27 protein-coding genes, 1 rRNA gene and 1 other annotated feature are annotated in these 26,909 nt (G+C 44.1%); of the genes, 13 read left to right on the top strand and 15 right to left on the bottom strand.

What is annotated here, in order from left to right; all coding sequences use genetic code 11:
* Nucleotides 1–69: 69 nt before the first annotated feature.
* The 3 genes from GTQ48_RS16780 (at nt 70) to GTQ48_RS16790 (ending at nt 3,105) form a co-directional block, all read left to right on the top strand.
* Complete coding sequence (locus GTQ48_RS16780) at nt 70–1,287, top strand: BCCT family transporter (RefSeq protein ID WP_163107692.1); 1,218 nt, start codon at nt 70–72, stop codon at nt 1,285–1,287.
* A gap of 4 nt (nt 1,288–1,291) precedes the next feature.
* Entirely contained in the window at nt 1,292–1,990 is a 699-nt protein-coding gene (locus GTQ48_RS16785) for a TorF family putative porin (protein WP_163107693.1), read from the top strand.
* Between the two features lie 542 nt (nt 1,991–2,532).
* On the top strand, nt 2,533–3,105 hold the full coding sequence (locus GTQ48_RS16790; protein ID WP_163107694.1) for a lipid-binding SYLF domain-containing protein: 573 nt from the start codon (nt 2,533–2,535) through the stop codon (nt 3,103–3,105).
* Between the two features lie 55 nt (nt 3,106–3,160).
* On the opposite strand, the gene GTQ48_RS16795 is transcribed toward GTQ48_RS16790, so the two are convergent.
* Nucleotides 3,161–3,412 carry a hypothetical protein gene (locus GTQ48_RS16795; RefSeq protein ID WP_163107695.1) on the bottom strand — a complete coding sequence of 84 codons (252 nt, stop codon included), beginning with the start codon at nt 3,410–3,412 and terminating at the stop codon, nt 3,161–3,163.
* Between the two features lie 321 nt (nt 3,413–3,733).
* Nucleotides 3,734–3,853: a sequence feature (His leader region), on the top strand.
* A 47-nt stretch (nt 3,854–3,900) separates the two neighbouring features.
* Between GTQ48_RS16795 and hisG the strand changes: the two genes are divergently transcribed.
* From hisG to lepB, 9 genes are all read left to right on the top strand, one after another.
* Nucleotides 3,901–4,803: an ATP phosphoribosyltransferase gene (gene hisG, locus GTQ48_RS16800; protein WP_163107696.1), complete on the top strand. Its 903-nt coding sequence runs from the start codon at nt 3,901–3,903 to the stop codon at nt 4,801–4,803.
* A gap of 12 nt (nt 4,804–4,815) precedes the next feature.
* Nucleotides 4,816–6,156 carry a histidinol dehydrogenase gene (hisD, locus tag GTQ48_RS16805; protein ID WP_163107697.1) on the top strand — a complete coding sequence of 447 codons (1,341 nt, stop codon included), beginning with the start codon at nt 4,816–4,818 and terminating at the stop codon, nt 6,154–6,156.
* Nucleotides 6,156–7,232 carry a histidinol-phosphate transaminase gene (hisC, locus tag GTQ48_RS16810; RefSeq protein ID WP_163107698.1) on the top strand — a complete coding sequence of 359 codons (1,077 nt, stop codon included), beginning with the start codon at nt 6,156–6,158 and terminating at the stop codon, nt 7,230–7,232. The genes hisD and hisC overlap by 1 nt, the downstream gene beginning before the upstream one ends.
* Nucleotides 7,229–8,299, top strand: coding sequence for a bifunctional histidinol-phosphatase/imidazoleglycerol-phosphate dehydratase HisB (gene hisB / locus GTQ48_RS16815; protein WP_163107699.1), 1,071 nt, complete (start codon nt 7,229–7,231; stop codon nt 8,297–8,299). The genes hisC and hisB overlap by 4 nt, the downstream gene beginning before the upstream one ends.
* Nucleotides 8,299–8,931 carry an imidazole glycerol phosphate synthase subunit HisH gene (gene hisH, locus GTQ48_RS16820; RefSeq protein ID WP_163107700.1) on the top strand — a complete coding sequence of 211 codons (633 nt, stop codon included), beginning with the start codon at nt 8,299–8,301 and terminating at the stop codon, nt 8,929–8,931. Before hisB ends, hisH begins: the two co-directional genes overlap by 1 nt.
* Nucleotides 8,932–9,669, top strand: a complete 738-nt coding sequence (gene hisA / locus GTQ48_RS16825) for a 1-(5-phosphoribosyl)-5-[(5-phosphoribosylamino)methylideneamino]imidazole-4-carboxamide isomerase (RefSeq protein WP_163107701.1) — start codon at nt 8,932–8,934, stop codon at nt 9,667–9,669.
* Entirely contained in the window at nt 9,651–10,463 is an 813-nt protein-coding gene (hisF, locus tag GTQ48_RS16830; RefSeq protein ID WP_032095923.1) for an imidazole glycerol phosphate synthase subunit HisF, read from the top strand. Before hisA ends, hisF begins: the two co-directional genes overlap by 19 nt.
* Nucleotides 10,460–11,077: a bifunctional phosphoribosyl-AMP cyclohydrolase/phosphoribosyl-ATP diphosphatase HisIE gene (gene hisIE / locus GTQ48_RS16835; RefSeq protein ID WP_163107702.1), complete on the top strand. Its 618-nt coding sequence runs from the start codon at nt 10,460–10,462 to the stop codon at nt 11,075–11,077. The genes hisF and hisIE overlap by 4 nt, the downstream gene beginning before the upstream one ends.
* Before the next feature lie 181 nt (nt 11,078–11,258).
* Complete coding sequence (gene lepB / locus GTQ48_RS16840; protein ID WP_275405644.1) at nt 11,259–11,954, top strand: signal peptidase I; 696 nt, start codon at nt 11,259–11,261, stop codon at nt 11,952–11,954.
* A 112-nt stretch (nt 11,955–12,066) separates the two neighbouring features.
* On the opposite strand, the gene GTQ48_RS16845 is transcribed toward lepB, so the two are convergent.
* The 6 genes from GTQ48_RS16845 to GTQ48_RS16870 form a co-directional block, all read right to left on the bottom strand.
* Nucleotides 12,067–12,462, bottom strand: coding sequence for an MAPEG family protein (locus GTQ48_RS16845; RefSeq protein WP_163107704.1), 396 nt, complete (start codon nt 12,460–12,462; stop codon nt 12,067–12,069).
* 300 nt (nt 12,463–12,762) lie between these two features.
* A complete protein-coding gene (gene adk, locus GTQ48_RS16850) occupies nt 12,763–13,407 on the bottom strand; it encodes an adenylate kinase (protein WP_032095918.1) in 645 nt (214 codons plus the stop codon).
* A gap of 340 nt (nt 13,408–13,747) precedes the next feature.
* Nucleotides 13,748–15,670, bottom strand: a complete 1,923-nt coding sequence (gene htpG, locus GTQ48_RS16855) for a molecular chaperone HtpG (RefSeq protein ID WP_163107705.1) — start codon at nt 15,668–15,670, stop codon at nt 13,748–13,750.
* Nucleotides 15,671–15,776: 106 nt separating this feature from the next.
* Entirely contained in the window at nt 15,777–16,376 is a 600-nt protein-coding gene (gene recR, locus GTQ48_RS16860; RefSeq protein ID WP_163107706.1) for a recombination mediator RecR, read from the bottom strand.
* Nucleotides 16,377–16,383: 7 nt separating this feature from the next.
* Nucleotides 16,384–17,310 carry a hypothetical protein gene (locus tag GTQ48_RS16865; RefSeq protein ID WP_420837618.1) on the bottom strand — a complete coding sequence of 309 codons (927 nt, stop codon included), beginning with the start codon at nt 17,308–17,310 and terminating at the stop codon, nt 16,384–16,386.
* Between the two features lie 262 nt (nt 17,311–17,572).
* The gene (locus GTQ48_RS16870) at nt 17,573–18,394 is read right to left on the bottom strand and encodes a hypothetical protein (RefSeq protein ID WP_163107707.1); all 822 of its coding nucleotides are present in this window, start codon (nt 18,392–18,394) and stop codon (nt 17,573–17,575) included.
* An 89-nt stretch (nt 18,395–18,483) separates the two neighbouring features.
* Here GTQ48_RS16870 and GTQ48_RS16875 point away from each other — a divergent pair, with 89 nt between their 5' ends.
* Nucleotides 18,484–18,630 (top strand): hypothetical protein, encoded by a 147-nt coding sequence (locus tag GTQ48_RS16875; RefSeq protein ID WP_163107708.1) that lies wholly within the window; start codon nt 18,484–18,486, stop codon nt 18,628–18,630.
* Nucleotides 18,631–18,724: 94 nt separating this feature from the next.
* On the opposite strand, the gene GTQ48_RS16880 is transcribed toward GTQ48_RS16875, so the two are convergent.
* The 8 genes from GTQ48_RS16880 to rrf form a co-directional block, all read right to left on the bottom strand.
* The gene (locus GTQ48_RS16880; RefSeq protein WP_032095913.1) at nt 18,725–19,051 is read right to left on the bottom strand and encodes a YbaB/EbfC family nucleoid-associated protein; all 327 of its coding nucleotides are present in this window, start codon (nt 19,049–19,051) and stop codon (nt 18,725–18,727) included.
* Nucleotides 19,052–19,088: 37 nt separating this feature from the next.
* Nucleotides 19,089–22,295, bottom strand: coding sequence for a DNA polymerase III subunit gamma/tau (gene dnaX / locus GTQ48_RS16885; protein WP_163107709.1), 3,207 nt, complete (start codon nt 22,293–22,295; stop codon nt 19,089–19,091).
* A gap of 92 nt (nt 22,296–22,387) precedes the next feature.
* Nucleotides 22,388–22,924 carry an adenine phosphoribosyltransferase gene (gene apt / locus GTQ48_RS16890; RefSeq protein ID WP_032095911.1) on the bottom strand — a complete coding sequence of 179 codons (537 nt, stop codon included), beginning with the start codon at nt 22,922–22,924 and terminating at the stop codon, nt 22,388–22,390.
* A 335-nt stretch (nt 22,925–23,259) separates the two neighbouring features.
* Nucleotides 23,260–24,018: an HvfC family RiPP maturation protein gene (locus GTQ48_RS16895; RefSeq protein ID WP_203565287.1), complete on the bottom strand. Its 759-nt coding sequence runs from the start codon at nt 24,016–24,018 to the stop codon at nt 23,260–23,262.
* Nucleotides 24,018–24,869, bottom strand: a complete 852-nt coding sequence (locus GTQ48_RS16900; protein ID WP_163107711.1) for an HvfB family MNIO-type RiPP peptide maturase — start codon at nt 24,867–24,869, stop codon at nt 24,018–24,020. The genes GTQ48_RS16895 and GTQ48_RS16900 overlap by 1 nt, the downstream gene beginning before the upstream one ends.
* Before the next feature lie 73 nt (nt 24,870–24,942).
* Nucleotides 24,943–25,434, bottom strand: a complete 492-nt coding sequence (locus tag GTQ48_RS16905) for an HvfA family oxazolone/thioamide-modified RiPP metallophore (RefSeq protein WP_163107712.1) — start codon at nt 25,432–25,434, stop codon at nt 24,943–24,945.
* 163 nt (nt 25,435–25,597) lie between these two features.
* Complete coding sequence (locus GTQ48_RS16910; protein WP_163107713.1) at nt 25,598–26,305, bottom strand: hypothetical protein; 708 nt, start codon at nt 26,303–26,305, stop codon at nt 25,598–25,600.
* Nucleotides 26,306–26,831: 526 nt separating this feature from the next.
* Nucleotides 26,832–26,909 (bottom strand): 5S ribosomal RNA (rrf, locus tag GTQ48_RS17955); the annotation flags it as partial.

A 26,909-nucleotide genomic window follows, 5' to 3' on the forward strand; every position in this document is an offset into this window, starting at 1 on the left:
ATGTGAGCCCTTAATAACTAAAAAAAGGAAAACAGATGTTACATTTTTATCAGTATTGGGAGGGTGACAATGACGGCATGGCTTAGTGCAGGCATTCTATTCACCTTACTTTCAGTGGCCTATATTGTCTTTAAATGGGGCAATATGAAGGTAGTGGGAGTAACTCCGGTCAAAACTTTTACCTTTATTGCCATTCTTTTTACCTCTGGGCTCGACGTGGGACTGATCATGTTTCCACTTACCGAGTTCGCTGGCTATGCTGACATAAGCGCAAGTCCTGAATATGCATTCACCAATCCACTCGCCATTGAATTTGGATTTTGGGGTTTCTTCATTTGGGCGTTTTACTTTTTAACTTGTTTTTATTTCTGCGTAGTAGAGCCGAAGGTCAAATTCTTCGAAATCCCTGTGGTTAAATTTATAAATAACGTGGTGATTATTGGCACCTGCGCATTTACTGCGTTCCTACTACTGTCGAATTTGCCATGGTATTTGCCCATGCTAGGTGACGGTGAGTCACTGGTGCCAGAGTTCTATCTTATTGTTTTTGCTTCTATTGCCTTTGCTGTTTATTCAAGCACCAACATTAAATACGTTCGCATCTTAAGCATAACCACCACGTGGGTATTCATTACTCTCATTGTAGGAATGTGGGCAAGCGCATTTATCTTCGGTGAAGGCGAATTAACTCAGTACATGACCAACATGGGTTTAATTGGCGGATACTTTGCGAATTTGCATCACTTTGTTTTGCCAATTAATGAGTATCACGAGTTCTATCTATTTTGGTGGTTTGCTTGGAGCATAATGATTGGCCAGTTCACTTCGCGCTTTGTGGGTGGGCTTCGTACCTATCAAGTGCTATTGGCAATGCTGGTATTTCCATCCATTCCAATTGGTGCTTGGTTCGCCGTGCTTTATCACTATCACAGTGCGGGCATTCCAACTGACGGCTTGGTTAATATGGCCATGGTATTTGTGGGCGTTGTATTTGTTATCAACTCGCTTGACTCACTCATACGGCTTTATACCGACAACCTCAACGTTACGGTGGCGCGTTTGGGTAAAGCAAATTATATCGCGTTGAATGTGCTGGCTTTGTCTCTACTTACCCTGTTGTTTAAGCTCAACTTTTTGCAAATTCAATGGGTAGGCGCACTGGTTATAGCCCTTTTCTTTGGTTGCTTCGCGTTCATTATGAGTAAGCGGTTCAGCTCGGTGACCACAATCACAACATCGCCTAAAGAAAACAAAGTCGATTTCACAAAAATAGAGAACGTAAACTAATAATATGAAAATAGTAGTATCATTTTTTGCTGCACTAGCAGCGCTTTTCGCCACATCTTCATTTGCAAATTGGAGTGCCAATATATCTGGCGTGTCTGATTATACTTTTAATGGCGTAAGCCAGACACAAAACGACCCAGCCATTCAGGGAGGTGTAGACAAAGCCTTTGCCAACGGCACTTATGCAGGAACATGGGCATCTAATGTAGATTTTGGTGGCGACACTAACGTGGAATGGGATTTTTATGTAGGGCGATATCTCACGCTGACCGATGCTGTTAGCATAGACTACGGCATCGCGTACTATTCCTATCACGGGGGTGATAACTCCAGTGCCGGTAACTACCCTGAGGTCTATACCAAATTTGGTATGGTCAACGACTACGGTAACTCAGAGCTTAACTTTTGGTATAGCTGGGACTATTTTGGTACCGGTGGCGGACATGCTATTGCAATGGTGGCACATACCTTTGAGCTTGCACCGAACCATAACCTGCGGGCAAGTTTCGATGTGTCTAACTCATTAGATGGTGATAAGTGGTTATGGCAAGATGATGGAACGTCGTATTACCACTATCGCCTTGCATATCAAACGAGTTATCAAAATTTTGCCATAGAAGTGGCGGCTGAAAATACGAATCTGGATTATGACACTGCTGACGAACGCGTCGTATTTTCTATTTCTCGCACATTTAGCTTTTAATTCGCTAGAACGGTAATTTTAACGCTAATTTTAACGTTAGCTTTTACGTAAGCGTTACCGTAAAAACTAAGCTGAGGCATTTCGTCAACATCACGGTTTATTAAACCCAACGATTTGCGCTCAGCTTATTTCATCCTTTTACACTTATTTCATCCTTTTACATTAAACCAACACCACGACACTTTTACTGCGCGCCACTTATGCAGTTTCTCTGCAGCCCAGCTCTCATTTTTTACCTTCTATCGTATTTACCTTCTATAAAGCGACACCACCCGCTTTTTAACGACTTCAGCCGTGACACTCTGACAGCGTTTATTCTCAACTGGCAGCGTTTATTCTCAAATAGTGCAACTAATTCTATTCGTTGAACTCAAAAACACAGTGCACATAAATTTCGACAAGCTATTTGCTGGCAGAGTAAATGCATAGAGCACGTATAGATAAATGAAAAATGATTTTAATAGTGCTGTTCACCAATAAGTTGAAGACATTTCCCGTTTTCACCCAGTAATAAACAAGACGAATACGTTATGGAGAAAAATATGAAATTCAAATGGTTAGCTTCTTACGCATGGATTTTCGCCGCGATTTTTATGCTTGGCGCTTGTGCCTCAATGGGAGACGGAAGTGTTGCTGAAAAAAGACAGGCTATTTTGGACATGCAGCAAAATGCATTAACCCGTCTTTACAGCGAAAAGCCCGACACGCGCTCACAGTTACAAAATGCAGCGGGATATGCGGTTTTTACCAACGCTAATGTGAACGTTATCTTTTTTGCCGCAGGAACTGGCTACGGCGTGGTTAACAACAATGCAACGGGTAATAAAACCTATATGAATATGGCTGAAGGAGGCGTGGGCTTTGGTTTAGGCGCTAAAGACTATCGCATTGTCATGGTTTTCCACTCGCAAAAAGCCATGTCGTACTTTATTGAAAATGGCTGGACATTAGGTACAAATGCCGACGCAGCGGCTAAGGCTGGAAACAAAGGCGCATCTGCTGAGGGTGAAGGTTATTTAGGTGATGTCACTGTGTATACCATGACTGAAAGCGGATTGGCGCTGCAAGCTACTGTTAAAGGTACAAAGTTTTGGGTAGATAAAACACTTAACTAATCAGTGGAATTAGAACGTTTGATGAGCGGCAAACAGATAATGGGTTTGCCGATTATCAAACGTCTACGTCGATATGCTTTAACCCCCCCTCGTTATTATCGTCGCCGTCCTTCTTATTAGTTTCGTGTCTGTGCTTGGTTGCGTACTCTAACGCATCGGCGCGATTTACTTCGTCAAACTGATCGCTATCCTCTTCAGAGAGATGCTCAGATTTTTTTGATTTTTCCACTTTTTTTACACGCTTGTCTTCTTCAATCACAATCTTCGTATTGCGCGGTAAAATAGGAAACAATAAGTCGTTACTCATAATAATTGTATCTCCACTGTGTCTTCGCCTATTTAAACCTTAATCCAATCAAACGATAAACTTTGTAACTAACAGAATCTTCCACTATTAAAAACCCTCGCCAAATAAAGGCAAATCTGTGTAAACATAAAAACCATTTGAACACAGCTGAAAAAGGTTTACTTTCGGTCAGATCAAAAAGTTTTACTATATGTCTATTAATTTGTACGTATTGCAGCCAAAGAGTTCACTTTAGCCTTGCAAATTTTTCCTCAAACCGCTAATGTTTCGCTCGTTAAATTTCAGGACATATTTTTTCAAAATGATCAATTGCGCTGCAAAACACCACCATCACCACATAGCATAACCTTTCAGGTTCGTGCTGGAAGGTCTATGTCTCCTTCCAATGGCGCAGATAAAAAATTCTCGGCCCTCGGAAGGAAACTTCCGGGGGTTTTTTATGTTTTGCGCAATCACAAGTAAACACAACATGTGTAAGGAACGTTTTAATGAGTAACAGCAAAAGACTTCGAATTGCCGTACAGAAATCAGGCCGCTTGAGCGATGACAGCATTGCACTATTAAAAGCAATCGGCATAAAACTCAATATTCGTGATCGTCTGCTGATTGCGCATTCTACAAACGAACCTATTGATTTACTGCGCGTGCGTGATGACGATATTCCAGGTTTAGTCATGGACGGTGTGGTTGACCTAGGCTTTATTGGCGAAAACGAGTTAGAAGAAAAGTCCCTTGAGCGAAAAGCTGCAGGAAAGCCTTTTGAATACGAAACTCTTCGCCGTCTAGACTATGGTGGCTGTCGCTTATCCATCGCGGTACCTAATGAGATGGATTACGATGGTGTTCAATCTCTTGACGGCAAAGAAGTGGCAACAACCTATCCATATCTCCTTGAACGTTATTTCGAAGAACAAGGTATTAACGCAAAAGCCGTCATGCTAACGGGTTCTGTAGAGGTTGCGCCTCGCGCTGGCGTTGCAGACGCTATTTGTGATTTGGTGTCTACTGGCGCCACGTTAGAAGCTAATGGATTAGTTGAAAAAGAAGAAATCTTCCGCTCTAAAGCGGTATTGATTAAGCGCGTTGGCGGCGATATGAGCGATGAGAAACAAGCATTGATCAATCGTATGATGCCTCGCGTAGATGGTGTTCTGTTAGCAAAAGAAAGTAAGTACATCATGCTTCACGCACCAAAAGCGTATTTAGAACAAGTGAAGAGCTTGTTGCCAGGCGCTGAAAACCCGACTGTACTTCCTCTTGCAGGCAATGAAGAGCAAGTGGCTATCCATGTAGTATCAACAGAAACCTTATTCTGGGAAACCATGGAAAAATTAAAAGCCCTTGGTTGTAGCTCTATTCTTGTAATGCCAATCGAAAAAATGATGGGCTAAAGGCAGACTATTATGATTACTTGGTCATCTCTTTCTAATGATGAGAAAAAACAGGCGCTCTCGCGCCCGGCTATGGCCAATAGCCAGCAACTTAAACTAACCGTTAGCGAGATTATCGCTAACGTTGAGGCCAAAGGCGACAGTGCGGTTTTAGATTACACCCGCAAATTTGATTGCCCTGATTTACAGTCGCTAGTGCTTTCGCAAAGCGACATTGATGAATTGGCCTCGAAGGTAAGTGTGGAAGTAGCCAACGCTATTGATATTGCTTTTGACAATATTAAGCAGTTTCACGAAGCGCAGATACCTTCTGATATTTCACTGACAACAACACCTGGCGTGCACTGTGAGCTTCGCTTCACTGCTTTAGATGCCGTTGGTTTATATATTCCAGGCGGCAGTGCACCTTTGCCATCTACTGTATTGATGCTTGGTGTGCCAGCACTTGTGGCCGGGTGTGAGCGCAAGCTCTTATGTACTCCGCCCAATAAACAGCAGCGCATTGCACCTGAAATTGCCTTTGCTGCTCGTAAGTGCGGCATTGACAACATATTTTTATGCGGAGGCGCTCAGGCCGTCGCGGCAATGGCATTAGGCACCCAAAGCATTCCACAGGTTGATAAGATTTTTGGCCCTGGAAACAGCTTTGTTACCGAAGCTAAACAGCAAGTGAGTCAACGTGCTGATGGTGCAGCTATCGATATGCCGGCGGGCCCTTCTGAGGTCTTGGTACTGGCAGATAAATTTGCTGATGCTGAATTTGTTGCCGCCGACTTACTCTCTCAGGCCGAACACGGTCCAGACTCACAGGCAATTTTAGTCAGTGATAGCAGTGAATTGATCGACGCAGCGAAAGCCGCTGTTGAACGACAGCTTGCCACTTTGTCTCGCGCTGAAATAGCCAGACCGGCCATGGAAAACGCACGTTATATTTTGGCCAGTTCCATAGACGAAGCAATAGAAGCAAGCAATGCTTATGCGGCGGAACACTTGATTGTTCAAATTGAAGATGCACGAAGCTATTTGCCAAAAATAAAGTACGCAGGCTCTATTTTTCTGGGCCCGTGGTCGCCGGAATCAGCAGGGGATTACGCCTCAGGCACTAATCATGTTTTGCCTACTTATGGCTATGCGAAAAACTACTCAAGTTTAGGCTTGTTAGATTTTATGCGCCGCTACACGATTCAAGAGTTATCAGCCGACGGTATGCGCAATCTTGGGCCAGCAATCATGACTCTCGCTAGCGCAGAAGGGTTAGATGCCCACGAGCAGGCTGTGGCGCTTCGTATGAACAAGCTTGGTATGAACGACACTTCCAATGACGTTGATGTCAATAATGGGAGCAACGCCTAATGTCCCGTTTAGTAGATACGCTGATTAATGAAAATTTAGTGCCCCTGAAGCCGTACGAGTCTGCCCGACGTTTGTTTTCTGGCGGGCAAGATTGGTTGAACGCAAATGAGTCGCCCTATGCTAACGATTATGCTGTAGATAGCAGCAACTTTAATCGCTACCCTTCATGCCAGCCAGGCAAGGTAGTGAATGGTTATGCCGCTTACGCGGGTGTCGAGAGTAGCAACCTTATTGTTACGCGCGGCGCCGATGAAGGTATTGAGCTACTCATTCGAACTTTTTGTACGCCAGGTAAAGACAATATTCTTATTTGTCCCCCTACCTATGGTATGTACGCAATAAGCGCTGAAACCTGCAATGTGGGTGTGAAAAAAGTACCGCTTAACGAAGACTTTAGCTTAAACGTGGATGGCGTTTGCGCTACCGACGACGTCAATGTTGTGTTTATTTGTGCGCCTAACAACCCAACCGGCACCCAGGTTGCTCGAGATGACATTAAACAAGTGTTAACTCACTTTGCAGATAAAGCGTTAGTGGTAGTAGACGAAGCCTATATCGAGTTTGATGCCGACAACACCTGGGCAAATGACCTAAAGGCCTACACTAATCTTGTTATACTGCGCACATTGTCGAAGGCTTTTGCGTTAGCAGGGCTTCGCTGTGGATTTACCTTAGCCCAAGAGCCTGTTATTCAGGCACTGCTGAAAGTCATAGCGCCCTACCCTATTCCTGAGCCGGTTGCTCAAATTGCAGGAAAAGCACTGTCCACAGAGTCGTTAACGCTTTTACAACTGCAGGTAGACACGATTAATCGCGAGAAAGAGATACTTGCCACTGCGCTGTCAGAAATTGATGGCATTCATCTAGTTGGTGACAGGAAGGCAAACTTCATCCTATTTAGATATGCAAAGTCTGCAGCGCTAATGCAGTACTTAGTATCAAAAGGAATGCTGATACGCGATCAGTCTAAACAGCTTAATCTTACTAACTGCCTACGAGTGAGCATTGGTAGCGAAGAACAAAATTTACGATTAATGCAATTAATAAATGATTTTATAAATGAGGACGGGGCATGAGTCAGCAAGCCATACTATTTATAGACCGCGACGGCACTCTTGTCGAAGAACCGCCTGTAGATAAGCAATTAGACAGTTTAGAAAAACTGGTCTTCGAGCCAAACGTTATACCGGTACTGTTAAAACTCAAAGCAGCAGGGTTTAAGCTGGTAATGGTAACTAACCAAGACGGTTTAGGTACTGACAGCTTCCCTCAACAAGACTTTGACCTAGCGCATAATGCCATGATGGGCATTTTTGAAAGCCAAGGTGTTACCTTTGACGACGTGCTTATTTGCCCACATTTTGATGAAGACAACTGCACCTGCCGTAAACCCAAGCTTGGTATGGTGAAAGACTACCTTCAGCAAGGCAAAGTAGACTTTACCCGCTCTTATGTGATTGGCGACAGAATGACCGACGTTCAGCTTGCTGAAAATATGGGAATTAAGGCGCTGCAATACAACCGCGACAACCTTGACTGGAACACAGTTCAAAAGACCATTCTTGCTTCGTCTCGTATTGCAGAAGTGGTTCGTACTACGTCTGAAACCGATATTAGAGTGCGTGTAGATTTAGACTCTCAAGAGAAATCGGCTATTCACACGGGGCTTGGCTTTTTCGATCATATGCTCGATCAAATTGCCGTTCACGGTGGCTTTCAGCTTAATGTGTCTGTAGATGGCGATTTGCACATTGACGATCACCACAGCGTTGAAGATACCGCGCTAGCGATTGGAGAAGCCCTTAAAAAAGCGCTAGGAGACAAACGCGGTATTGGTCGCTTTGGCTTTGCACTGCCTATGGATGAGTGTCGCGCAGAATGCATAATGGATATCTCAAACCGCCCTCACCTTAAATTTGAAGCGGAGTTTAGCCGTGACCAAGTGGGTGAAATGGCCACAGAAATGGTGCCACACTTTTTCTATTCTTTAGCGCAAAGTATGGGCTTATCTCTCCACTTATCGACAAGCGAAGGTAATGCGCACCATCAGGTTGAAAGCTTATTTAAAGTATTTGGTCGCGCGCTGCGTCAAGCCATTGCATTAAAAGGCGACGCACTACCAAGCAGTAAGGGAGCCCTGTAATGTCCGTGGTAAACACAAACCAGCGACAGAAAATAGTTATTGTCAATACTGGCTGCGCCAACATCTCTTCCGTGCGATTTGCATTAGAGCGTTTAGGGGTAGAGGTAGACGTGTCTGATGATAAAAGCGTTATCACCGCCGCAGATAAAGTGTTTTTACCTGGCGTGGGAACGGCTTCTGCTGCGATGGCGAGCATTAAACAAAAAGAACTTGTTGCTACACTACAGTCTCTCACTCAACCAGTATTAGGCGTGTGTTTAGGCATGCAGTTGATGGTAGACAGCAGTGCGGAAGGTGGAATGAATAACACGAGTGGTGATATTCCGTGTCTTTCGCTTATGCCCGGGCACGTAGCGCGCATGGAAGCTAACGGTTTGCGTTTACCTCACATGGGCTGGAACACTGTACAGCACAGTGACGATGAACTGTTTAAAGGCATACCGCAAGACACCTACTTCTACTTTGTACACAGCTTTGCCGTGCCTGATTATGCTCATACCCTTGCCCGTTGCGATTACGGCGGGTCATTCTCTGCGGCCATTAATAAAAACAATTTTTATGGCGTGCAGTTTCACCCAGAGCGCTCCGGCGAGGCTGGCGCACAACTTCTTACCAACTTTGTGAACTTATAAATGATAATTCCAGCAATTGATCTTATTGACGGACACGTGGTTCGTCTTTACCAAGGCGATTACGAGCAAAAGACACAATACGAATTAGACCCTGTAGAGGTAGTACACGACTATGCTGACCAAGGCGCTACGTGGCTACATATCGTTGACTTAACGGGTGCAAAAGATACCAGCAAACGTCAACTGTCATTGATTAAATCTATGGTAGACACCAAGCGCATGAAGTTTCAGGCTGGTGGCGGCATTCGCTCTGAAGAAGAGGTAGCACAGCTACTTGAGACGGGTGTAAGTCGCGTTGTGATTGGCTCTCTTGCCGTTAAACAACCTGAGCTAGTGAAGTCTTGGGTTGAGAAGTACGGACCAGAACATATCGTACTTGCCTTAGATATTAATATCAGCGAAAGCGGCGAAAAACTGATTGCCACCCATGGCTGGCAAGAAAACTCAGGCGTTGCCCTTGAGGGGCTGTTAGACGATTTCTCTACTGTGGGTGCTAAACACGTGTTGTGCACAGACATAAGCCGTGACGGTACCTTACAAGGTGCAAATAAAGCGCTGTATGAAGAAATGGCAGCTCAGTTTCCTAATGTGAAATGGCAGGCCTCTGGTGGTATTGGAAGCCTAAATGACATTGCCGTTTTAAAGCCAACCAAGGTTGATGGCGTTATTTTAGGTCGCGCTTTACTCGAAGGTAGGTTTACCGTGAAGGAGGCTATCGCATGCTGGCAAAACGCATAATTCCTTGTTTAGATGTTCGCGACGGCAAGGTAGTAAAAGGGGTTCAGTTTAGAAATCATGAAATAATTGGCGATATTGTTCCACTTGCTGAGCAATACGCCAAGGCAGGCGCTGACGAACTGGTCTTTTATGATATTACGGCAAGCTCTGATGCTCGCGTTGTTGATAAAAGCTGGGTAAGCCGCATTGCTCAGGTAATTGATATTCCGTTTTGTGTTGCTGGCGGCATCAAGAGTATTGAAGATGCTGGGCGCATTCTGGAAATGGGCGCGGATAAAATCTCCATTAACTCCCCTGCTCTCAATAACCCTGATTTGATAAACGCGTTACACGACGTTTACGGTCAGCAATGCGTGGTTATCGGTATTGATAGCTTTTACAACGAAGCCACTAATCAATACGAAGTCTACAAGTTTACCGGTGATGAAAGCCGCACTCAAAAAAGTCAGTGGCAAACCATAGACTGGATAAAAGAAGTGCAATCTCGTGGTGCTGGTGAAATCGTGCTTAACTGCATGAATCAAGACGGCGTACGCAATGGTTACGACGTTAAACAGCTTAAAGCGGTAAGAGATGCGTGCGAAGTGCCGTTAATAGCATCAGGTGGTGCAGGCGAAATTGCACACTTTACCGACGTGTTTCAGCAAGCTGACGTCGATGGGGCTCTTGCCGCCTCAGTATTTCATAAAAACATTATTAATATAGACGAGTTGAAAGCAGAGTTGACTGCCAACGGCGTCCCTATGCGCAAGCGTCATGGCTTAACAGCGCAAGCAGAAGGAGTTAACCCATGATCATTACGAATGAAAACAGCGATACCTTGGCCTGGGAGAAGATGGATAATCTTTTGCCTGCGATTGTGCAAGATGCATTATCTGGCAAAGTGTTAATGCAAGGCTATATGAACCAAGACGCACTGGCCATAACCCTAGAAAGTGGCAAAGTTACATTCTTCAGCCGCTCTAAACAGCGTTTGTGGATGAAAGGAGAAGTATCGGGTAATACGCTAGACTTAGTGAGTGTTGCGAGTGATTGCGATAGCGATTCATTATTAGTATTAGCAAACCCCAACGGCCCGACCTGTCACACTGGTGTAGAAAGCTGCTGGTTTGAAGGCAGTACACCTGCGTTTACGTTTTTAGCCGACCTAGAGCGCGTATTGGCATCACGTAAAACAGCCGACCCTAAAAGCAGCTATACGGCCAGCCTTTATAACAAAGGCATTAAACGCATTGCGCAAAAAGTGGGTGAAGAAGGCGTTGAGACCGCATTAGCCGCAACCGTTCACGACAAAGAAGAACTTAAAAACGAAGCTGCTGATTTGTTGTATCACCTCACCGTGCTGTTACAAGCCAGCGATATGTCGCTAAACGATGCGCTTAGCGTATTGCAAGAGCGTCATAAGTAACGTCTTAACGCTTCTTTTTAAATAAGCTAATAAAAAAGCTCGTAGATAAGCGCTTATATACACAAAAAGCCCATCATAACGATGGGCCTTTTTGTGCCGACACACTTTTTTACATCTTGATAATGAACATTTTGTTTTCTAGGTATCTAATTACTATCAGCCCGCATAGATGGATACCCTCTTGAACAAAGACACGGCTTTGCCAAACGCAAAAAACCTGATTAAAGAAAATCTTCCGTTTATTCTTTTTATTGTCCTTATGTTTTCATTCAGAAGCAGTATGGCCGACTGGTATCATGTGCCATCAGGCTCGATGGAACCGACAATTCAAGTGGGCGACAGAATAGTGGTAGATAAAACAGCTTACACTCTAGAATTGCCTTTTAGTGACATTGTCATTGCCAAAACTGGCGACGTAGAGCGTGGCGACATTGTGATTATCAATAGCAGCGCGGCACAGAATCGATTGGTTAAACGAGCGGTTGCCGTTGCAGGCGACACTGTTGAACTTCGTCATAATCGCCTTTTTGTTAACGGTGAATCAGCCACCATCACGCCGCTTACTGCACCTTTTTATCAAGAGGCGCTTTTAGGTGACTCTCGCACTATTGCGCTGACTAACAGTGATTATATTGATAGCAGCGGCGTCACTCACCCCTCGATTGAAAACACTGCATCCTCATTTCATCCAGTAACGATACCAAAAGGCTATATATTGGCCATGGGTGATAATAGAGATAACAGCATGGATTCTCGCTACTATGGACTATTCCCTATCTCTGAAATACAAGGCAGGGCCACCTCTGTGGCTTTCTCTCTTGATAAGCGTAACTATTATTTACCACGACAAGACCGCGTCTTGTTGACACTGAATTAATACCAGTTGGCATAGATAATAACCCATACACCCAAAAAGCCCGCGTCGCGGGCTTTTTTAGACTCATTATTTGTTGTTGACGCTTTGCTAGCAAAAGCTTACACGGCAGTCACTACATCCCAAAGTGAATTAACGCTAAATTACCAACGGCGGTGACTAACATAGCGAGAAAGGTGAGGATCATACCTGCAAAACGCTGCCAGCTAACGCCAGCGTGTTTTCCTAGACCGTAGGCATGCAATACCCTTCCAAACAAAATAGCACTTCCTAATGCATGCACAGCCCATGCTTGACCCGTATTAGCTTCAAAACACGCGATCATAATTAGCGTGATGGGTACGTATTCACTAAAGTTGCCATGGGCTCGGGCTAAGCGTCCCAGATCTTCATGGCCGCCATCACCTAGGCTGACGTTGTGCCTGCGACGTGCGCCAATAACAAGAAACGATAGGTAAAGGTAGCATACACCTAATAAGCTGGCGTAAAAGGCCGTAATTGGTAAAACCATTATCAACTCCAATTTTTATAATTATTCTTGCAACCGTTTTTGCAACTTATGTCTCTAAGGTAGCATAGAGATTTTAACAACGTATAGCGGATTGTGACGCGTTATTAGTTAGCGTTCTCAGTTACACTTTTAGTTACTAGCCCTCTTAACTCTATCCCTGTTAGCTTTATCCCTCTTAGTTACTATTCACCGGGGAGGCAGCACACGCAACTCACGCCGTCTTCCCACTTTAAAGGCATAATAAAATCTGCACAATAAAAAGGCCGCATTAATGCGGCCTCTTGTAATGTGACGAGCTGGTTAGCTCAAGCGCTTTTCAAGGTCAGCGCTAACGTCATCAACCGGGCGGTTTCCGTCGAGTTTGTGGTACTCGCAGTTGCCAGCATCTGCTTCCGCCATGTAGTAGTTAACGAGTGGCTTAGTTTGCTCATGATAAATAGCTAAACGCTTACGTACAGTGTCTTCTTTATCATCTTCACGGACAATAAGATCTTCACCAGTGGCGTCATCTTTGCCTGCCTCTTTAGGCGGATTGTACACTACGTGGTAAACACGACCAGAAGCAGGATGTACTCGTCTTCCGCCCATGCGCTCAACAATCACGTCATCTGCAACATCAAATTCAATGCAGTGGTCTACTTTCACACCGGCTTCTTTCATTGCATCCGCTTGGGGAATAGTGCGAGGAAAGCCGTCAAGTAAGAAACCGTCTTTGCAATCGTCCATTGCAATGCGCTCTTTCACCAAACCAATAATGATATCGTCAGAAACCAGCTTACCTTCATCCATTACCTGCTTGGCTTTTAAACCAAGTTCGGTACCAGCTTTTATTGCTGCGCGAAGCATATCGCCTGTAGAAATTTGTGGAATACCGTATTTGCCCATTAGAAACTGAGCTTGTGTGCCCTTACCCGCGCCAGGAGCGCCGAGAAGAATGATTCGCATGAGTGCGTTCTCCGCTTATGATTTTTTAAAATTTTTACTTCGGGCACTTTACACATTCAATACATTAGTGACAAGTGTAAGCAGCACCCCAAGGCTAATCTTACGACTAATGGCGAATATACGTTCAACTTATAATCACTTTGTGAGCAAAGCATTAACTGCGACGATAACGGCCATTGTCTACACGCTTTCTACCCCACACGCGTAATAGCAGTGTTGGCTGCGCATTTTAGGCCTGAAAATATAGCATACTATTAGGGGTATACTCGATTTTAAGACATAAAAACAAAAAACGGGCGTAAAGCCCGTTTTCTAAAGTTTGCAGTGGTTTAAAAGCCGCTTATTTTGCCAGCTTCATCAACAATGCATTCATGTTTTGAACGAAGGTAGCAGGGTCTTTAAGACTGCCTTGTTCTGAAAGTGCAGCTTGATCGAATAACACCCCTACCCATTCATTGAACAACTCTTCGTCTTGAGTATCGGCTAGCTTTTTAACTAGGCTGTGCTCAGGGTTAAGTTCAAAGTGATACTTAACGTCTGGTACACTTTGCCCGGCAGCTTGCATTAGCTTCATCATCTGCGTTGTCATGCCATTATCATCGGCTACAATGCACGCAGGAGAGTCGGTTAAACGATGGGTAAATTTCACATCTACCACTTTCTCGCCTAACGCCGCTTTTGCTCTTTCTAGCACGCCTTCAATTTCTTTCTCAGCTTCTTCTTGGGCTTTCTTAGACTCTTCGTCTTCCAAATCGCCTAAGTCCAAGTCGCCTTTCGCGATTGAAACAAACTGCTTTTCGTTAAACTCAGTCAAGTGAGACATTAACCACTCGTCAATGCGCTCGCCCATGAGCAATACTTCAATACCTTTTTTGCGGAATATCTCAAGGTGAGGACTCGACTTAGCCGCTTGCAAGCTATCTGCAGTAACGAAGTAAATCTTGTCTTGCCCTTCTTTCATGCGCTCAATGTAGTCGGCAAGTGATACGGTTTGCGCATCAGAATCACCGTGAGTCGATGAGAAACGAAGTAGACCGGCGATTTTTTCGCGATTGCTAAAGTCTTCAGCAGGTCCTTCTTTAAGGGCATTACCAAACTCATTCCAGAAAGACTGGTACTTGTCTGAGTCGTTCTTGGCCATTCTTTCAAGCATCTGTAGCACGCGTTTAGTACAACCTTGGCGCAGCGCTTGAGTCACTTTATTATCTTGAAGAATTTCACGAGACACGTTCAGTGGTAGGTCGTTGCTATCAAGCAGCCCCTTCACAAAACGAAGGTACGTTGGCATAAACTGTTCGGCGTCGTCCATGATAAACACACGTTGAACGTACAGCTTCAAACCGTGATTTTGGTCACGATTCCACATATCAAATGGCGCTTTTGAAGGAATATACAGTAAGCTGGTGTACTCTGTTTTACCTTCCACTTTGTTGTGTACCCAAGATAGTGGATCAGCAAAGTCGTGGGAGATATGCTTGTAGAACTCGTTGTATTCCTCATCACTGATGTCAGACTTTTCACGAGTCCACAATGCAGTTGCTTTGTTAACCGCTTCCCACTCACCAGGCTGAGCTTCAATTTTTTCGCCGTCAGGTCCTTCGCTTTCAGGCACTTCGTCTTTCCACATATGCACCGGAATGCTGATGTGGTCTGAGTATTTACTTACGATTGAACGAAGACGCCATGTGTCTGCAAACTCTTTTTCTTCTTCGCGAAGGTGAAGCGTAATTTCGGTACCGCGAGTTGGTTTGTTAATGTCGGCAATAGTAAATTCGCCACCACCATCAGATACCCACTCAACACCCGTTGATGCATCTGCACCCGCGGCACGAGAGCGAACAGTAACTTTATCAGCCACGATGAACGCAGAGTAGAAACCTACGCCAAACTGTCCGATAAGTTGTGAGTCTTTTGCACTGTCGCCAGACAGCTTACTGAAAAAGTCCTTTGTACCAGACTTAGCGATAGTACCAAGGTTAGCGATTACCTCATCTCGAGACATACCAATGCCGTTGTCGACAATCGTGATGGTATTCGCTTCGCTGTCTACGCTTAGCTTAACGCTCAAGTCACCATCGTTTTCATAGAGACTGTCGTTTTCTAAAGCGCGGAAACGGAGTTTATCTGCGGCGTCAGCGGCGTTAGACACTAACTCGCGTAAGAAGATTTCTTTGTTTGAGTACAAAGAATGAATCATCAGATGTAGAAGTTGTTTTACTTCCGTCTGAAAACCGTGGGTTTCTTTATGGGCTGCTTCAGCCATAATCCAGTATCTCCTCGTTGAATGGATCACGTTACTGATAGACAGGTGTGGACTCGAAGCGTGTTTTTCAACTACAAGAGAGAAAATTTATTTGTTTTTTATCACACTAAAGTTTACGCCGCCCGGAGAAAGCGTGGGTTAATGTGTTGTTATCAATGTATTCTAATTCGCCGCCCACCGGCACGCCGTGAGCAATACGAGACGCATCAATGTCGTTTGACGCGCACAGCTGGCCGATGTAATGGGCAGTGGCTTCACCTTCTACGGTTGGATTGGTCGCAAGTATTACCTCGGTGATCCCCCCTGCAGCAAACCGTGCTTCCAGTTCATTCAAACCAATTTCTTCTGGCCCCACGCCATCAATAGGCGACAGGTGCCCCATCAAAACAAAATACTGCCCCTTAAAGCTCATGGTTTGCTCTATTGCCAATACATCTTGAGGGCTCTCCACCACGCACAGAAGGCCGCTGGCCTCACGCTCAGGGTGGCGGCATATGTCACATAGCTCATCTTCAGTAAAAGTTCTGCAGCGCTTACAATGGTGGATGTGCTCCATTGCGTTGTGCAATACATCGCTTAGGGCAACGGCACCTTTTCGGTTTCGCTCGAGTAAATGAAACGCCATTCGCTGAGCGCTTTTGTTACCAACACCAGGCAGACACGTTAACGCCTGAATGAGTTCTGCAAGTAAGGGACTGAACTTCATAATGAGACTACTTCGCTGTTCGTTCGCTATCGTTTTGTTGAGGGTATTTAATCACGTTACGCTTTACTTGGTCGAGTTTAACTTCATAAACATTTCCGCCTACCAGGCCTTTGAATTCCTCATCGGTAAATACAAGCGTGTTGTCATCGTAAAACGTTACCGCTTCTTTTTGCGTGATAATGCCTAAGTCTATGCGCGATACCTCACCACTGAAAAAGTTATCGCCATCAAAATTTTCAAATAGCCAAAGACTGGTTGAATCAAGTAAAACCAACTTTTCTCTATTTGGGCTTATTGCCGCTGAGGTTATCCAGCATAATTTTTCGAGGGTGGTACAGGTTTTAAATTCACCTATTAATTCAGCATCAAAATTAGCAGCATGATCGCCCACTTTGTACAGTTTGGTAATACCGTCAAAGGGCTTGGTTCTGTTTTTGGTAAACAGATAAAGATGGCGTTTAAATTCAACAAATGCCTCTAGATCATAGTTTTTATCTTCTGGTTTAATCTCGCCCTCTTCCATTTGAGGGTAAGTAAACTTTATGATTTCAGCCTTCGTGGTGTCGGTCTTAATATCAATAGGGTTTTCAATTTTATAAATAGTAAGCCAACGCCTATCGTTGTCGTTATTGCCAAAATCGCCTAGGAAAAAATGACCAAACTGGTTTTGCGTCATGTCCTCCCAATCGACGTTTTTAGCATTTGAGACTGTCACTTCACGAGCAATTGAACCGTCTTTGTTTAACATATAAAGAATGGGGCCATCGCCACTGTCGTTAATCGCCCAAAGGCGCTGCTTTTTATCAAACTCGATACCCGATATCTCCCTTAGCTTCGGGTCGACGGTGACTGTTTTTATACTGAATAAGGAATAGATACTGAAAACAGTTAATACGATAGCAATAGGAATAAGAATGAGAGTGGATGTGACCAAACCTTTTCTGATCAAGACGGGTTCCTTTTTATCTAGAAATAGTCAGAGCATGTTGACCTTATTTTAACAGCACACAAACCTCTGCAAAGCGCAGAATAAAGCTCAACACGCCCTAATAGGCGATGTTAGATAGTGATGATACGAGATGCTATTGTGAATGGCTCCAAAATTCTCGCTATTGTAATGCATTAATAGCGTAAAAGCTGGTAAAACCCCGTTTATAGCAGATTTAATCAATTGCTTCGCAATGATCGCGCGAAAGCTAATTTACCGCGTATGTAAGGGTTCTATAGAGCCAATAATTTCCCTCGTCATCCAAATAAAATGTTGGGGTCATTAACTCGATGACTCCCAACGACTTATCTTTTTGAATATCAAAGAATAAGAAGATAGCTGCTGTTTGGTCTTTGCCCTCCAAGGTAATTTCACAACGTCCTTGAATACAATTCACACTGAGTATTTGAAGTTGAGGGTCTTTGCTTCTAGCGGTTATAAAGTCTTTTAGCTTTTGTTCCATCTCAAATCGCGACACTACATCGTCGTCAAATGCATTTGTCGCTGTTGGCTGGTTGAGAAATTCATTATCTTTTAGCACTTGATCAAACATCCATGAGGCATCTTGTTCGCCTATGGCATCGGTGAGCTGCTGTTGAAGGGTTTCTTTGCGAGCAGTTACCCATTCATCGAGCTCTTCCTGTGCTGCGGGGAATGATACAGCGCTTTGTTGGTCGGATGTATTAGGATCAGATGGGGCGTTATCACGTTGAGAATCTTTATTTTGACTCACGATGAGTTCACTGGGTTCTGATTTATCGACGTTATCTGACGATAATGGTTGCTGTTGGTTGCCGTCGGTTTGGTTGTCGCTAATTAGGTTGTGAGGGCTTCCTGATTTTGTTTCGGATTCAGTAGCAAATTTACCATTAAGCGATTGGGCATTTAGTGCTGGCGTATTGGATGATGAAGTGCCATCCGCAAGCTGTGAAGATGGTGGTGTATCAGCACCGGTAAAAGGTCTTGCGTGACCGATGAAGTAACCCGCAACAAAAGCAGCCAATACAAGTACAAACATTCCATATTTCATAAACATATCCCTATTAATCAATTAAATAATACATTATCAGCGAGCAGTAGCCCTGACAAGTTATAGCGTATTTGAAGAGGAATGGTGGAGTGTTAGATTTTGATGCACAGTACGTTAAATACAGTGGTTGTAATGAGATGACTTTGGAAGATATGGACTATAAGAAAATAGCATCACAAAAAGCAAACGCTGAATGTGCAAAAGCCTTGGAATGTTCCAAGGCTTTTGAATACTAGAATTATCGGGCGGGTGTTTTATCTGAATTAAAATTTATCAAATTCAATTGTTATAGCAACCTGCCTCAATAGGCCCTGCTTTGATTAGCCCTATTTAAAACGGCAGTTTCATACCGGGTGGAAGTGACATTCCGCCAGTTACATCAGCCATTTTTTCTTTGCTGGTTTCTTGAACTCGGCGGACAGCGTCGTTAAACGCTGCTGCGACAAGGTCTTCAATCATGTCTTTATCGTCGTCCATTAGTGAGTCGTCGATGTCAACGCGGCGTACGTTGTGGTTGCAGGTCATTGTCACTTTAACCATACCTGCACCGGCTTCACCGGTAACTTCCAGCTTAGCGAGATCGTCCTGCACTTTTTGCATGCGATCTTGCATCTGCTGCGCCTGTTTCATCATGTTGCCCATACCGCCTTTAAACATATTTTTATCTCACTTTGTTTGGTATTAAGTTAATCTGCTATCGTGCTTTAACCGAATCGGACTGCACTGAGGCATCAAAAATTGATAGCAGCGCTTGAATCTTTTCATCAGTTTGTACAACTGAATGTGCATGCGCCTGGCGCATTGCATGAATATCTTGCTGCAGTGCAAATGGCGTTGAATTTGGTTTACCTAACGTAATATTTACCGTTACGTTCTCTCCCAACCCATGATGCAGTGTGTCTAGCAATTGCTGTTTCGCGCTCTCATTAAGTAAATGAGACTGACTGTTATCAATTTCAAGTGACACAGTACCGTTATCACGAGAAAAAGACGCATGAAGAAACAGTTGCTTTAGTAATCCGGCGATTGGCATTTGCTCAACTAAGTTACTCCACTCATCTATTTGGCTAGCATGAGTAAGTTTAGTTCCATCTTCGAGATAAGCACTTAAACTGCCACTTGGAGTGCTGGTCATGACACCAGAGCCATCACTTTGTTCAGCAGTGCTTGACGAATAGTCTACGTTAGACTGGAAGCTAGCGCCTTGGTCATAACTGCTCTGCTTGGATTCAGTAGACTGATTAGCGCTCTGGAAAGGCACTTGCTCAGCATTTGTATTGTGTAATGAATCCCTCGCCGCAGTATCATTAAAAGTCACAATACCATTTGAATCGACAGAGCCGTTGCTCTGTGCAGTGTCCCACGGTGGATGGTCTTCCGTAAAAAAGCTTTCGTTAGCATTTTTTTGCGATGAAGCTTCCTGCAATGAGTCTTGCTGTAATGAGCCTTGGTTCGATAAAGCGCTCTGCGAATCAGGCGAATCGGGCTGCGAGTCACTGGCAAACGGCATATCTTCTTCAAATTCGGCATCGAAAAACTCATCATCGTCGAATGCACTGCCTTGGCCGCTCTCGTCACTGTTAACAGAAGGCTGAAAATCTGCCGTGATGGGCGAGCTTGTATTATCAGAGGCTGTATTCACTGAGTCTGATAAAACTGGTACCACTTTATTAGCACTACCCTCTGCCTCTGACATTTGAGATTGAAGCTGTGATTGATTTGGGTCTGATTGCTCTTGTTCAATATGCTGCTGCGAAGGTTGGGCTTGGTTATCCTGCGCTGATGGCGTTGCGTTAGCATTTGAGAATCGAGAACGCAGGGTGTTAGACATTCTATCAGCGGCGTCCTGCGAAGGACTCTCTGCAGATACCTGCGCTTTTTTGTCTTCTGTGTCTTGTGCCTTGCGCTGTTTCATTTTTTGTCTAAGCGCAAGCATGCTTGCAGTAGCACTCAACTGCTCTTCTGGAGACGGCTGTGCAGTCTCTGGCGCAATGTCTTGCGAACCATTTTGCTCGCTGTCAGCATGGTGAGAAAAACCGCTACTAATATCTGGTGGATACTCTTCATCACTGGCAGGCGGCATATCATCCAAGTAGGCATCTAACGGAGGCTCATTATCAGAAAAAGGCGACAAACCACTTTGCGGATGCGAAGCTTCAGAACTCGCGTCTACCTGCTGCGGCTCGAGTTGCTGTGGCTGCTCGGGTTCTGGCTGTTCAGTTACTTGACGTTGCGATTCAGCCTTTAGTGACCCGCTATGCTGTGATTCAGCTTTTTGCAATTCAGCTTTTTGTGATTCGCTATGCTGGGATTCACCCAGTTGAGGATCAGAGTCAAAATTTGCAGTGTTGGCGTGGTTCGCAACATTCATAGCATCAGCTGAGGGTTCAGGCACTCTATTTTCAGAAGGCTGTTTATTCGCTAAAGGCTCTTGTCCGGCTGAAGGCTCTTGACCCGCTGAAGGCTCTTGTCTCGCTGAAGGCTCCTGTCCGGCTGAAGGCTCTGATTCAACAGTATCCATGTCACCACCGCGATAAGCTGAGTGAGACGCCTCTGAAAGCTCTGGCTCAGGCTGTATATCAGGCTCAGGCTGTACATCAGATTCAGAAGTTATATCAAAAGTAGGCTGCCCTTGAAATTGCGGCTTAGCTGCTTCCGCTTGTTGCGTGTCATCTGCAAGAGTTTCGCTTTTAAGCGCTTCCTCTTGCTTACCGACGTTTCCCGGATCACCAGTCTGTGATTGAGGGCCGGTTTTAACGGGAAGGTCGTGCTCACTACCTCCGCGCTCAATATTATCTGCACCATTATCAGGAGGCGTTGCAGGTGCAAACGACATCATTCGCATTAATGTCATTTCAAATGCGCTTTTACCATCGGCTGCGAAAGGTAAGTCTTTTCTCCCTTGAATTGCAATTTGATAGAGCAATTGTACTTGTTCAGCGGGGATGGTTTTAGCGAGTTGATATATCGCCTTTGCCGATGTTGTCTCCAGCTTACATGCCTCAGGTACCCATTGAGTCAAGGCAATCTGGTGGAGTAGGCTCGCCAATTCACCATGAACATTGTCGTAATCTGGCGCCTGCTCAGCCAAGTCGTTGACCAACTGAATCACATCATTGGGTGTTTTATTTACAACCGCATTGATAATTTTAAGCAGCTGGTTTTTGTCCATTAAACCAAGCATGTCAGTAACCACCGATGCTGTTACTTGGTTTCCGCCCTGCGCTATGGCCTGGTCAGTTAAACTGAGCGCATCACGCATACTGCCTTGTGCGGCTCTTGCAAGCAGCGACAGCGCTTGAGGCTCGAAGCTCAATTGCTCCTGCTCTAGAATATGGGTAAGTTGACCAACAATTTGCTCTCGCGACATAGCCTTAAGATTAAACTGAAGACAGCGAGATAAAATGGTGATGGGCAGCTTTTGTGGATCGGTGGTCGCCAACAGGAATTTTACGTGAGGAGGCGGCTCTTCCAGCGTCTTTAACAACGCGTTGAAACTGTGTTTCGAGAGCATGTGTACCTCATCTATAAGGTATACCTTGTAGCGGCCACGAGTTGGCTTGTACTGCACATTGTCCAGAAGCTCTCGCGTATCTTCTACTTTCGTTCTTGATGCCGCATCAATCTCGAGCAAATCAACGTAATTTCCTTGCTCAATTTCTTTGCACGTATGGCACTGTCCGCAAGGATTAGCACCCTGACCTTCTTCACAATTTAAGCTTTTAGAAAAAATACGCGCTATTGTCGTTTTTCCTACGCCTCGTGTGCCGGTGAACAGATAAGCGTGATGCAAACGATCGTTATCTAAGGCATTTGAAATGGCTGATACCACATGCTCTTGGCCGACAAGTTCACCGAACTTCCCTGGTCGCCATTTCCTTGCTAATACCTGATAACTCATTACTGTACTCTTTGCCTCATCACGCCTTGTTATGCCTCATCAAGCTTAATCACGCCTTATTGCGGCTTTCTTGCGCCCTTTTGAATGGCTAACTACTCGCCTTCAAACTCGCAAATTGAATAGCTTTCAATGTTTAGTTCGGTCAACTTTTTATGACCACCTAAATCGGGTAGATTAATAACGAATCCAGCGTGATTTAACTCACCACCCAATGAGCGAATGAGCTTCGCCGATGCAGCGATAGTTCCGCCGGTAGCCAGAAGATCATCAATCAACAATACCTTGTCGCCAGGGACAATTGCATCGCGATGGATTTGTAACGTATCTGTGCCATATTCTAGCTCGTAGCTTTCACTTACGACTTCTCTGGGCAGCTTATTAGGTTTGCGTACTGGGATAAAGCCGATACCCATTTCAATTGCTAAAGGCGCGCCAAACAAAAAGCCGCGAGCTTCAGTGCCTGCGATCTTTGTAAATCCCATGCCCTGATACTTTTCAACAAGTAATGAGATACAGCTTTTAAACGCCTTGTGATCTTCCAAAACGCTAGTTACATCTCTAAATAATATGCCTGGCTTTGGATAGTCAGGAACGGTTTTCACTACTGATTTAATATATTCTGCAGTCACGATAATACCTTATATGTCTGCTTTATAACCAGAACGTGAACCAACCGGCGATGATATGCATCAACGGAAAAGCGAGTAAAGTTACTAATGAGGCCAAGAAGTACCATTTGTTATAAACTTCTTTAAAATCTTCATTGTCAGCCATATGCACTACCTAAACAATAATTGTGAACAAAAAAATGGTCGTAAATGTTAATCGAAAGCAAGCCCGATTGACAGCGCTAATATAGTTAAACGCTCACAATAAATACAGTTGGCGGGTAAAGTTAATAATAGACACTTCAAATGATAAAAAATTAAGCACTGTGCCGCTTATGTTTAGATATTTTGCAGGTTTATACCGGCATTAATATCCCTTTTTGCAGCAATTCGACGACAGTTTGTTCCATTCCCGCTTTGAGCGTTGCCTGAGGAATACTTGGCGCCTGCTCAATGAGTTGGTTAGCTAATACCGCAAGTGAAATGCCTTCTTCAGCTACCTCTATGGTATGTACCAGCATAGCAGTCATAGCGGTTAAATGAACAAATTGAACTTGATATTCTTCATCTCGATACACAACATAATACTGTGGCACGTCCATAGGGCTGTCGGGCATATGATCAGGACCTATAAGGTGAACTGCGTACGAATATGACGCTAAGGTGGCAAATGGTGAAACTTTCACTTCCTCAATGTCTTGGCCTGGTTTGTAAAACGCGTTGTTTTCACTACTGCTACGCGTTGCCACATCTAACTCTAACCATTCATAGTGGGCTAGCTCACAAGAAAACGCTGGTAGTTCAAAGCCAAAGGCGGGAGAAGTCGCTAAGTATTCTACAAACTCTTTACTGATGTCGTTAAAATAAGGAGACCTGCATTGATGTTCAATAAAGAACTGACGGATTACTTGCTCCCATTGGCTTTCGCCATGTTGAGCAATGATAATAGATTTTAAAACTGGAAGTGCTGAGCTAACAAAACCATTTATGTTGCTGAAAAATAGCGACTGGTAGATTTTCATCCGTCTTAAGTGTTCATCATTTTTCGCGTTGAGCGTTGAAGGGTCTTTTATCGCTTGTACAAATTCACTCTGGCTTTGTTGTAACGAAGGCATCACGCAACTCCCCTACTTGAAGAAGTATTTCCAGAAGACGCGTGTTTTGACTGTATTGCTTTAATTTTACGCACTTCGTTGAGTAAATTATCCACACAGGGAATGTTGAAATCACGCTCTAGCAAAGTGGGGTAAACGCCATGTACGCTATAGGCATAGTCTAATAGCTCCCATACTGGCTCAATAACATCGGCACCGTGTGTATCCACTTTTAAATCTGCAGCCTCGTCGTAATGCCCCGCAATGTGACCGTAAACTATTTTGTGAGACGGCAGCCCTTTAATAAACTCATGTGGAGAATAGTTTTGGTTAATACTGTTTACGTAAACATTATTAACGTCTAGCAACATAGAGCAATCAGACTCAGATAAGACTGCGTTGGTGAATTCAAGTTCCGAGATATCCTGATCTGGCGCAATATAGTAAGACACATTTTCTAATACGAGAGGTCTCTCGAGCATGTCCTGTACTTGCCTAATCCTAGAGACAACGTGTTTAACCGCCTCTTCAGTAAATGGAATAGGCATCAAATCATACATATGACCGTTTCCAGAACAATAGCTTAAATGCTCGCTGTATAGACCTATGTTATTGGCATCTAAGAACTGCTTCACGGTTTTTATAAACTCGACATCAAGCTTATCACTGCTACCTATTGAAAGAGACAGTCCATGGGTACTAAACGGTGCTTGTGAAGTAGCCTGTTCAAATTGTTTTTGATAAATGCCACCAAGAGGGATCCAGTTTTCTGGCGCCACTTCCCAAAAGTCGACTTCTTTAGGAAGTGTAGGGAATAGTTCGTCAAGCATTTCACGTCTGAAACCTAAACCAGCACCTTTGACATTATTCACTCTTAGTCTCCAAGAACAGTACTAAAAAAAGGCCATCAATTGACGGCCATATTACGATTCTAGAAAGCAATGGTTACATGCTACCGCATTTACCTTCACCGCACTTACCTTCTTTTGCGGCTTTATCGCCGCCGCACTTACCTTCTTTTGCAGCTTTATCGCCGCCGCACTTGCCTTCTTTTGCAGCTTTATCGCCGCCGCACTTGCCTTCTTTTGCAGCTTTATCGCCGCCGCACTTGCCTTCTTTTGCGGCTTTATCGCCGCCGCACTTGCCTTCTTTTGCGGCTTTATCGCCGCCGCACTTGCCTTCTTTTGCAGCTTTATCACCGCCGCACTTGCCTTCTTTTGCGGCTTTATCGCCGCCGCACTTGCCTTCTTTTGCGGCTTTATCACCGCCGCACTTGCCTTCACCACATTTTCCTTCTGCGGCAAATTGACTATAACCAGACTCAAGAGATTGCATACCGAATGGATTTGTATCTGCTACCGCTACACTTGATGCTAACGAGCCGATAACTACTGCACCTAATGCTGTTGCTATTGATGTTTTATTAATTTGCTTCATTTTTAGCCCTCGGAAATTTATTCTATTGTTAAATCACAATGTTGACGTTCAATAAATAAGACCGTGGTGTTAACAATTTGCTTTCACAATTTTTTAACTTTTTTTAATATATTTTATTTGAGAGTGAACATACTCGCTAAAATACTGTGCAGGCTTGAATACTTTATAGCTGTGGCGTGGGTTTAGTGGCATGTTCTAAGATAGTATCTTCCTTGAAGGACTCACTGTAGGCTGAGAGTTTTTTAAAAAGATCATCTTTATATTTGCTTTTTAACGACACTGCGAAGAATGTGGGAATATTCTTTTTTAATGTTATTGAACTTGTTCTGTCATTGAACTCATTGTCGCCAAGAAAATAATAAAAAGGTCGCTCGTAGGTAATGAGGTTGGCTGTTCTATCAAAGAAAAAAAACTTGATGGAATCTACACTAGAAGGCACATCGACAAATTCGTACCCTTCTTCAACTAGACGAATGCGCTCGCCTACGTAATCATATCCTCTTATACCCGCTATGGATTTTTCATTTATGCGAGCATTATTTACCACTCTCATTAGCGTTAGGTTTGTTACGGGCTTATCAATAAACGTAGCATGATCGTCAAGTGCAGTTGTTCCTTTTACGTTAACTGTTAAATCAATCTCGCCTTGTTTCACCCTTTCATAAAGGCGTATAGGGGGAATACATTCAATACTCATGTTGTACCCAAGCTGCTTTAAAAGCTCAGAGGACATCTCTACCACTTCACCGTAGCACCGCCCAGTTTCACTGTCATTTATCACTAGTGGAGGAAATACTACGATCCCCAAAGTAACGGTTTTAATCTCTTCCTGCGCTAAAACCGAAAGTGGCAACAAGGCTGCAAAAATCATTAAAGAAAGCACCATAGAACTACACAAGTTACGCATTTCATTACCAGATATAAGAACAATATATTAATAATAGTCTATATATCACCATTTGATTGAAAGACACAATTTACAACAATAGTTTTGTATAAATAAGGTATGAAAATCTTTACGCAAAAAAATAAAGAAATAAAGGGGGTCAGGTCCACATTTCGAAATACACTCTGACATTGTCCGCTTAAACTCAATCGATAATTGGGGTCAAAACGATATTCTTTGATCGTTTGTCTGTTGTCAGCAATGTGGATGACAATAGATAGGCATCAGACCTCGTTTACTTTTGAGTTTGATAGCCAGAGTTATATGGTGGGGACGACAATATATTGGGTTCTGCCCCTGTTTTATGTTCGCTAGGTCGGATGTGCTGAATGTAATTGAGAGATAAATGCGGACCTGCCCCCCATTTATTTTTTGATGCGGATCTGACCCCCATTATTTTTCTGGGGCAGAAAGCAAAAAACCCGCCGTTAGGCGGGTTTTTCTTAATGGGACCTGGCAGTGTCCTACTCTCACATGGGGAAACCCCACACTACCATCGGCGCTAATACGTTTCACTTCTGAGTTCGAA

Origin of the sequence: Alteromonas genovensis (assembly GCF_010500895.1) — a bacterium.
In the GTDB taxonomy this organism is placed as follows: domain Bacteria; phylum Pseudomonadota; class Gammaproteobacteria; order Enterobacterales; family Alteromonadaceae; genus Alteromonas; species Alteromonas genovensis.

Bases quoted from the DNA above. Each gene is read 5' to 3' on its own strand.
- GTQ48_RS16895 (WP_203565287.1), bottom strand. From the start codon at position 24,018: ATGCCTTCGTTACAACAAAGCCAGAGTGAATTTGTACAAGCGATAAAA.
- htpG (WP_163107705.1), bottom strand. From the start codon at position 15,670: ATGGCTGAAGCAGCCCATAAAGAAACCCACGGTTTTCAGACGGAAGTA.
- GTQ48_RS16905 (WP_163107712.1), bottom strand. From the start codon at position 25,434: ATGAAGCAAATTAATAAAACATCAATAGCAACAGCATTAGGTGCAGTA.
- hisF (WP_032095923.1), top strand. From the start codon at position 9,651: ATGCTGGCAAAACGCATAATTCCTTGTTTAGATGTTCGCGACGGCAAG.
- dnaX (WP_163107709.1), bottom strand. From the start codon at position 22,295: ATGAGTTATCAGGTATTAGCAAGGAAATGGCGACCAGGGAAGTTCGGT.
- hisH (WP_163107700.1), top strand. From the start codon at position 8,299: ATGTCCGTGGTAAACACAAACCAGCGACAGAAAATAGTTATTGTCAAT.
- hisD (WP_163107697.1), top strand. From the start codon at position 4,816: ATGATTACTTGGTCATCTCTTTCTAATGATGAGAAAAAACAGGCGCTC.
- GTQ48_RS16785 (WP_163107693.1), top strand. From the start codon at position 1,292: ATGAAAATAGTAGTATCATTTTTTGCTGCACTAGCAGCGCTTTTCGCC.
- adk (WP_032095918.1), bottom strand. From the start codon at position 13,407: ATGCGAATCATTCTTCTCGGCGCTCCTGGCGCGGGTAAGGGCACACAA.
- GTQ48_RS16795 (WP_163107695.1), bottom strand. From the start codon at position 3,412: ATGAGTAACGACTTATTGTTTCCTATTTTACCGCGCAATACGAAGATT.
- GTQ48_RS16780 (WP_163107692.1), top strand. From the start codon at position 70: ATGACGGCATGGCTTAGTGCAGGCATTCTATTCACCTTACTTTCAGTG.
- hisA (WP_163107701.1), top strand. From the start codon at position 8,932: ATGATAATTCCAGCAATTGATCTTATTGACGGACACGTGGTTCGTCTT.
- hisC (WP_163107698.1), top strand. From the start codon at position 6,156: ATGTCCCGTTTAGTAGATACGCTGATTAATGAAAATTTAGTGCCCCTG.
- GTQ48_RS16870 (WP_163107707.1), bottom strand. From the start codon at position 18,394: ATGAAATATGGAATGTTTGTACTTGTATTGGCTGCTTTTGTTGCGGGT.
- recR (WP_163107706.1), bottom strand. From the start codon at position 16,376: ATGAAGTTCAGTCCCTTACTTGCAGAACTCATTCAGGCGTTAACGTGT.
- GTQ48_RS16790 (WP_163107694.1), top strand. From the start codon at position 2,533: ATGAAATTCAAATGGTTAGCTTCTTACGCATGGATTTTCGCCGCGATT.
- hisB (WP_163107699.1), top strand. From the start codon at position 7,229: ATGAGTCAGCAAGCCATACTATTTATAGACCGCGACGGCACTCTTGTC.
- hisG (WP_163107696.1), top strand. From the start codon at position 3,901: ATGAGTAACAGCAAAAGACTTCGAATTGCCGTACAGAAATCAGGCCGC.
- GTQ48_RS16910 (WP_163107713.1), bottom strand. From the start codon at position 26,305: ATGATTTTTGCAGCCTTGTTGCCACTTTCGGTTTTAGCGCAGGAAGAG.
- GTQ48_RS16880 (WP_032095913.1), bottom strand. From the start codon at position 19,051: ATGTTTAAAGGCGGTATGGGCAACATGATGAAACAGGCGCAGCAGATG.
- hisIE (WP_163107702.1), top strand. From the start codon at position 10,460: ATGATCATTACGAATGAAAACAGCGATACCTTGGCCTGGGAGAAGATG.
- GTQ48_RS16845 (WP_163107704.1), bottom strand. From the start codon at position 12,462: ATGGTTTTACCAATTACGGCCTTTTACGCCAGCTTATTAGGTGTATGC.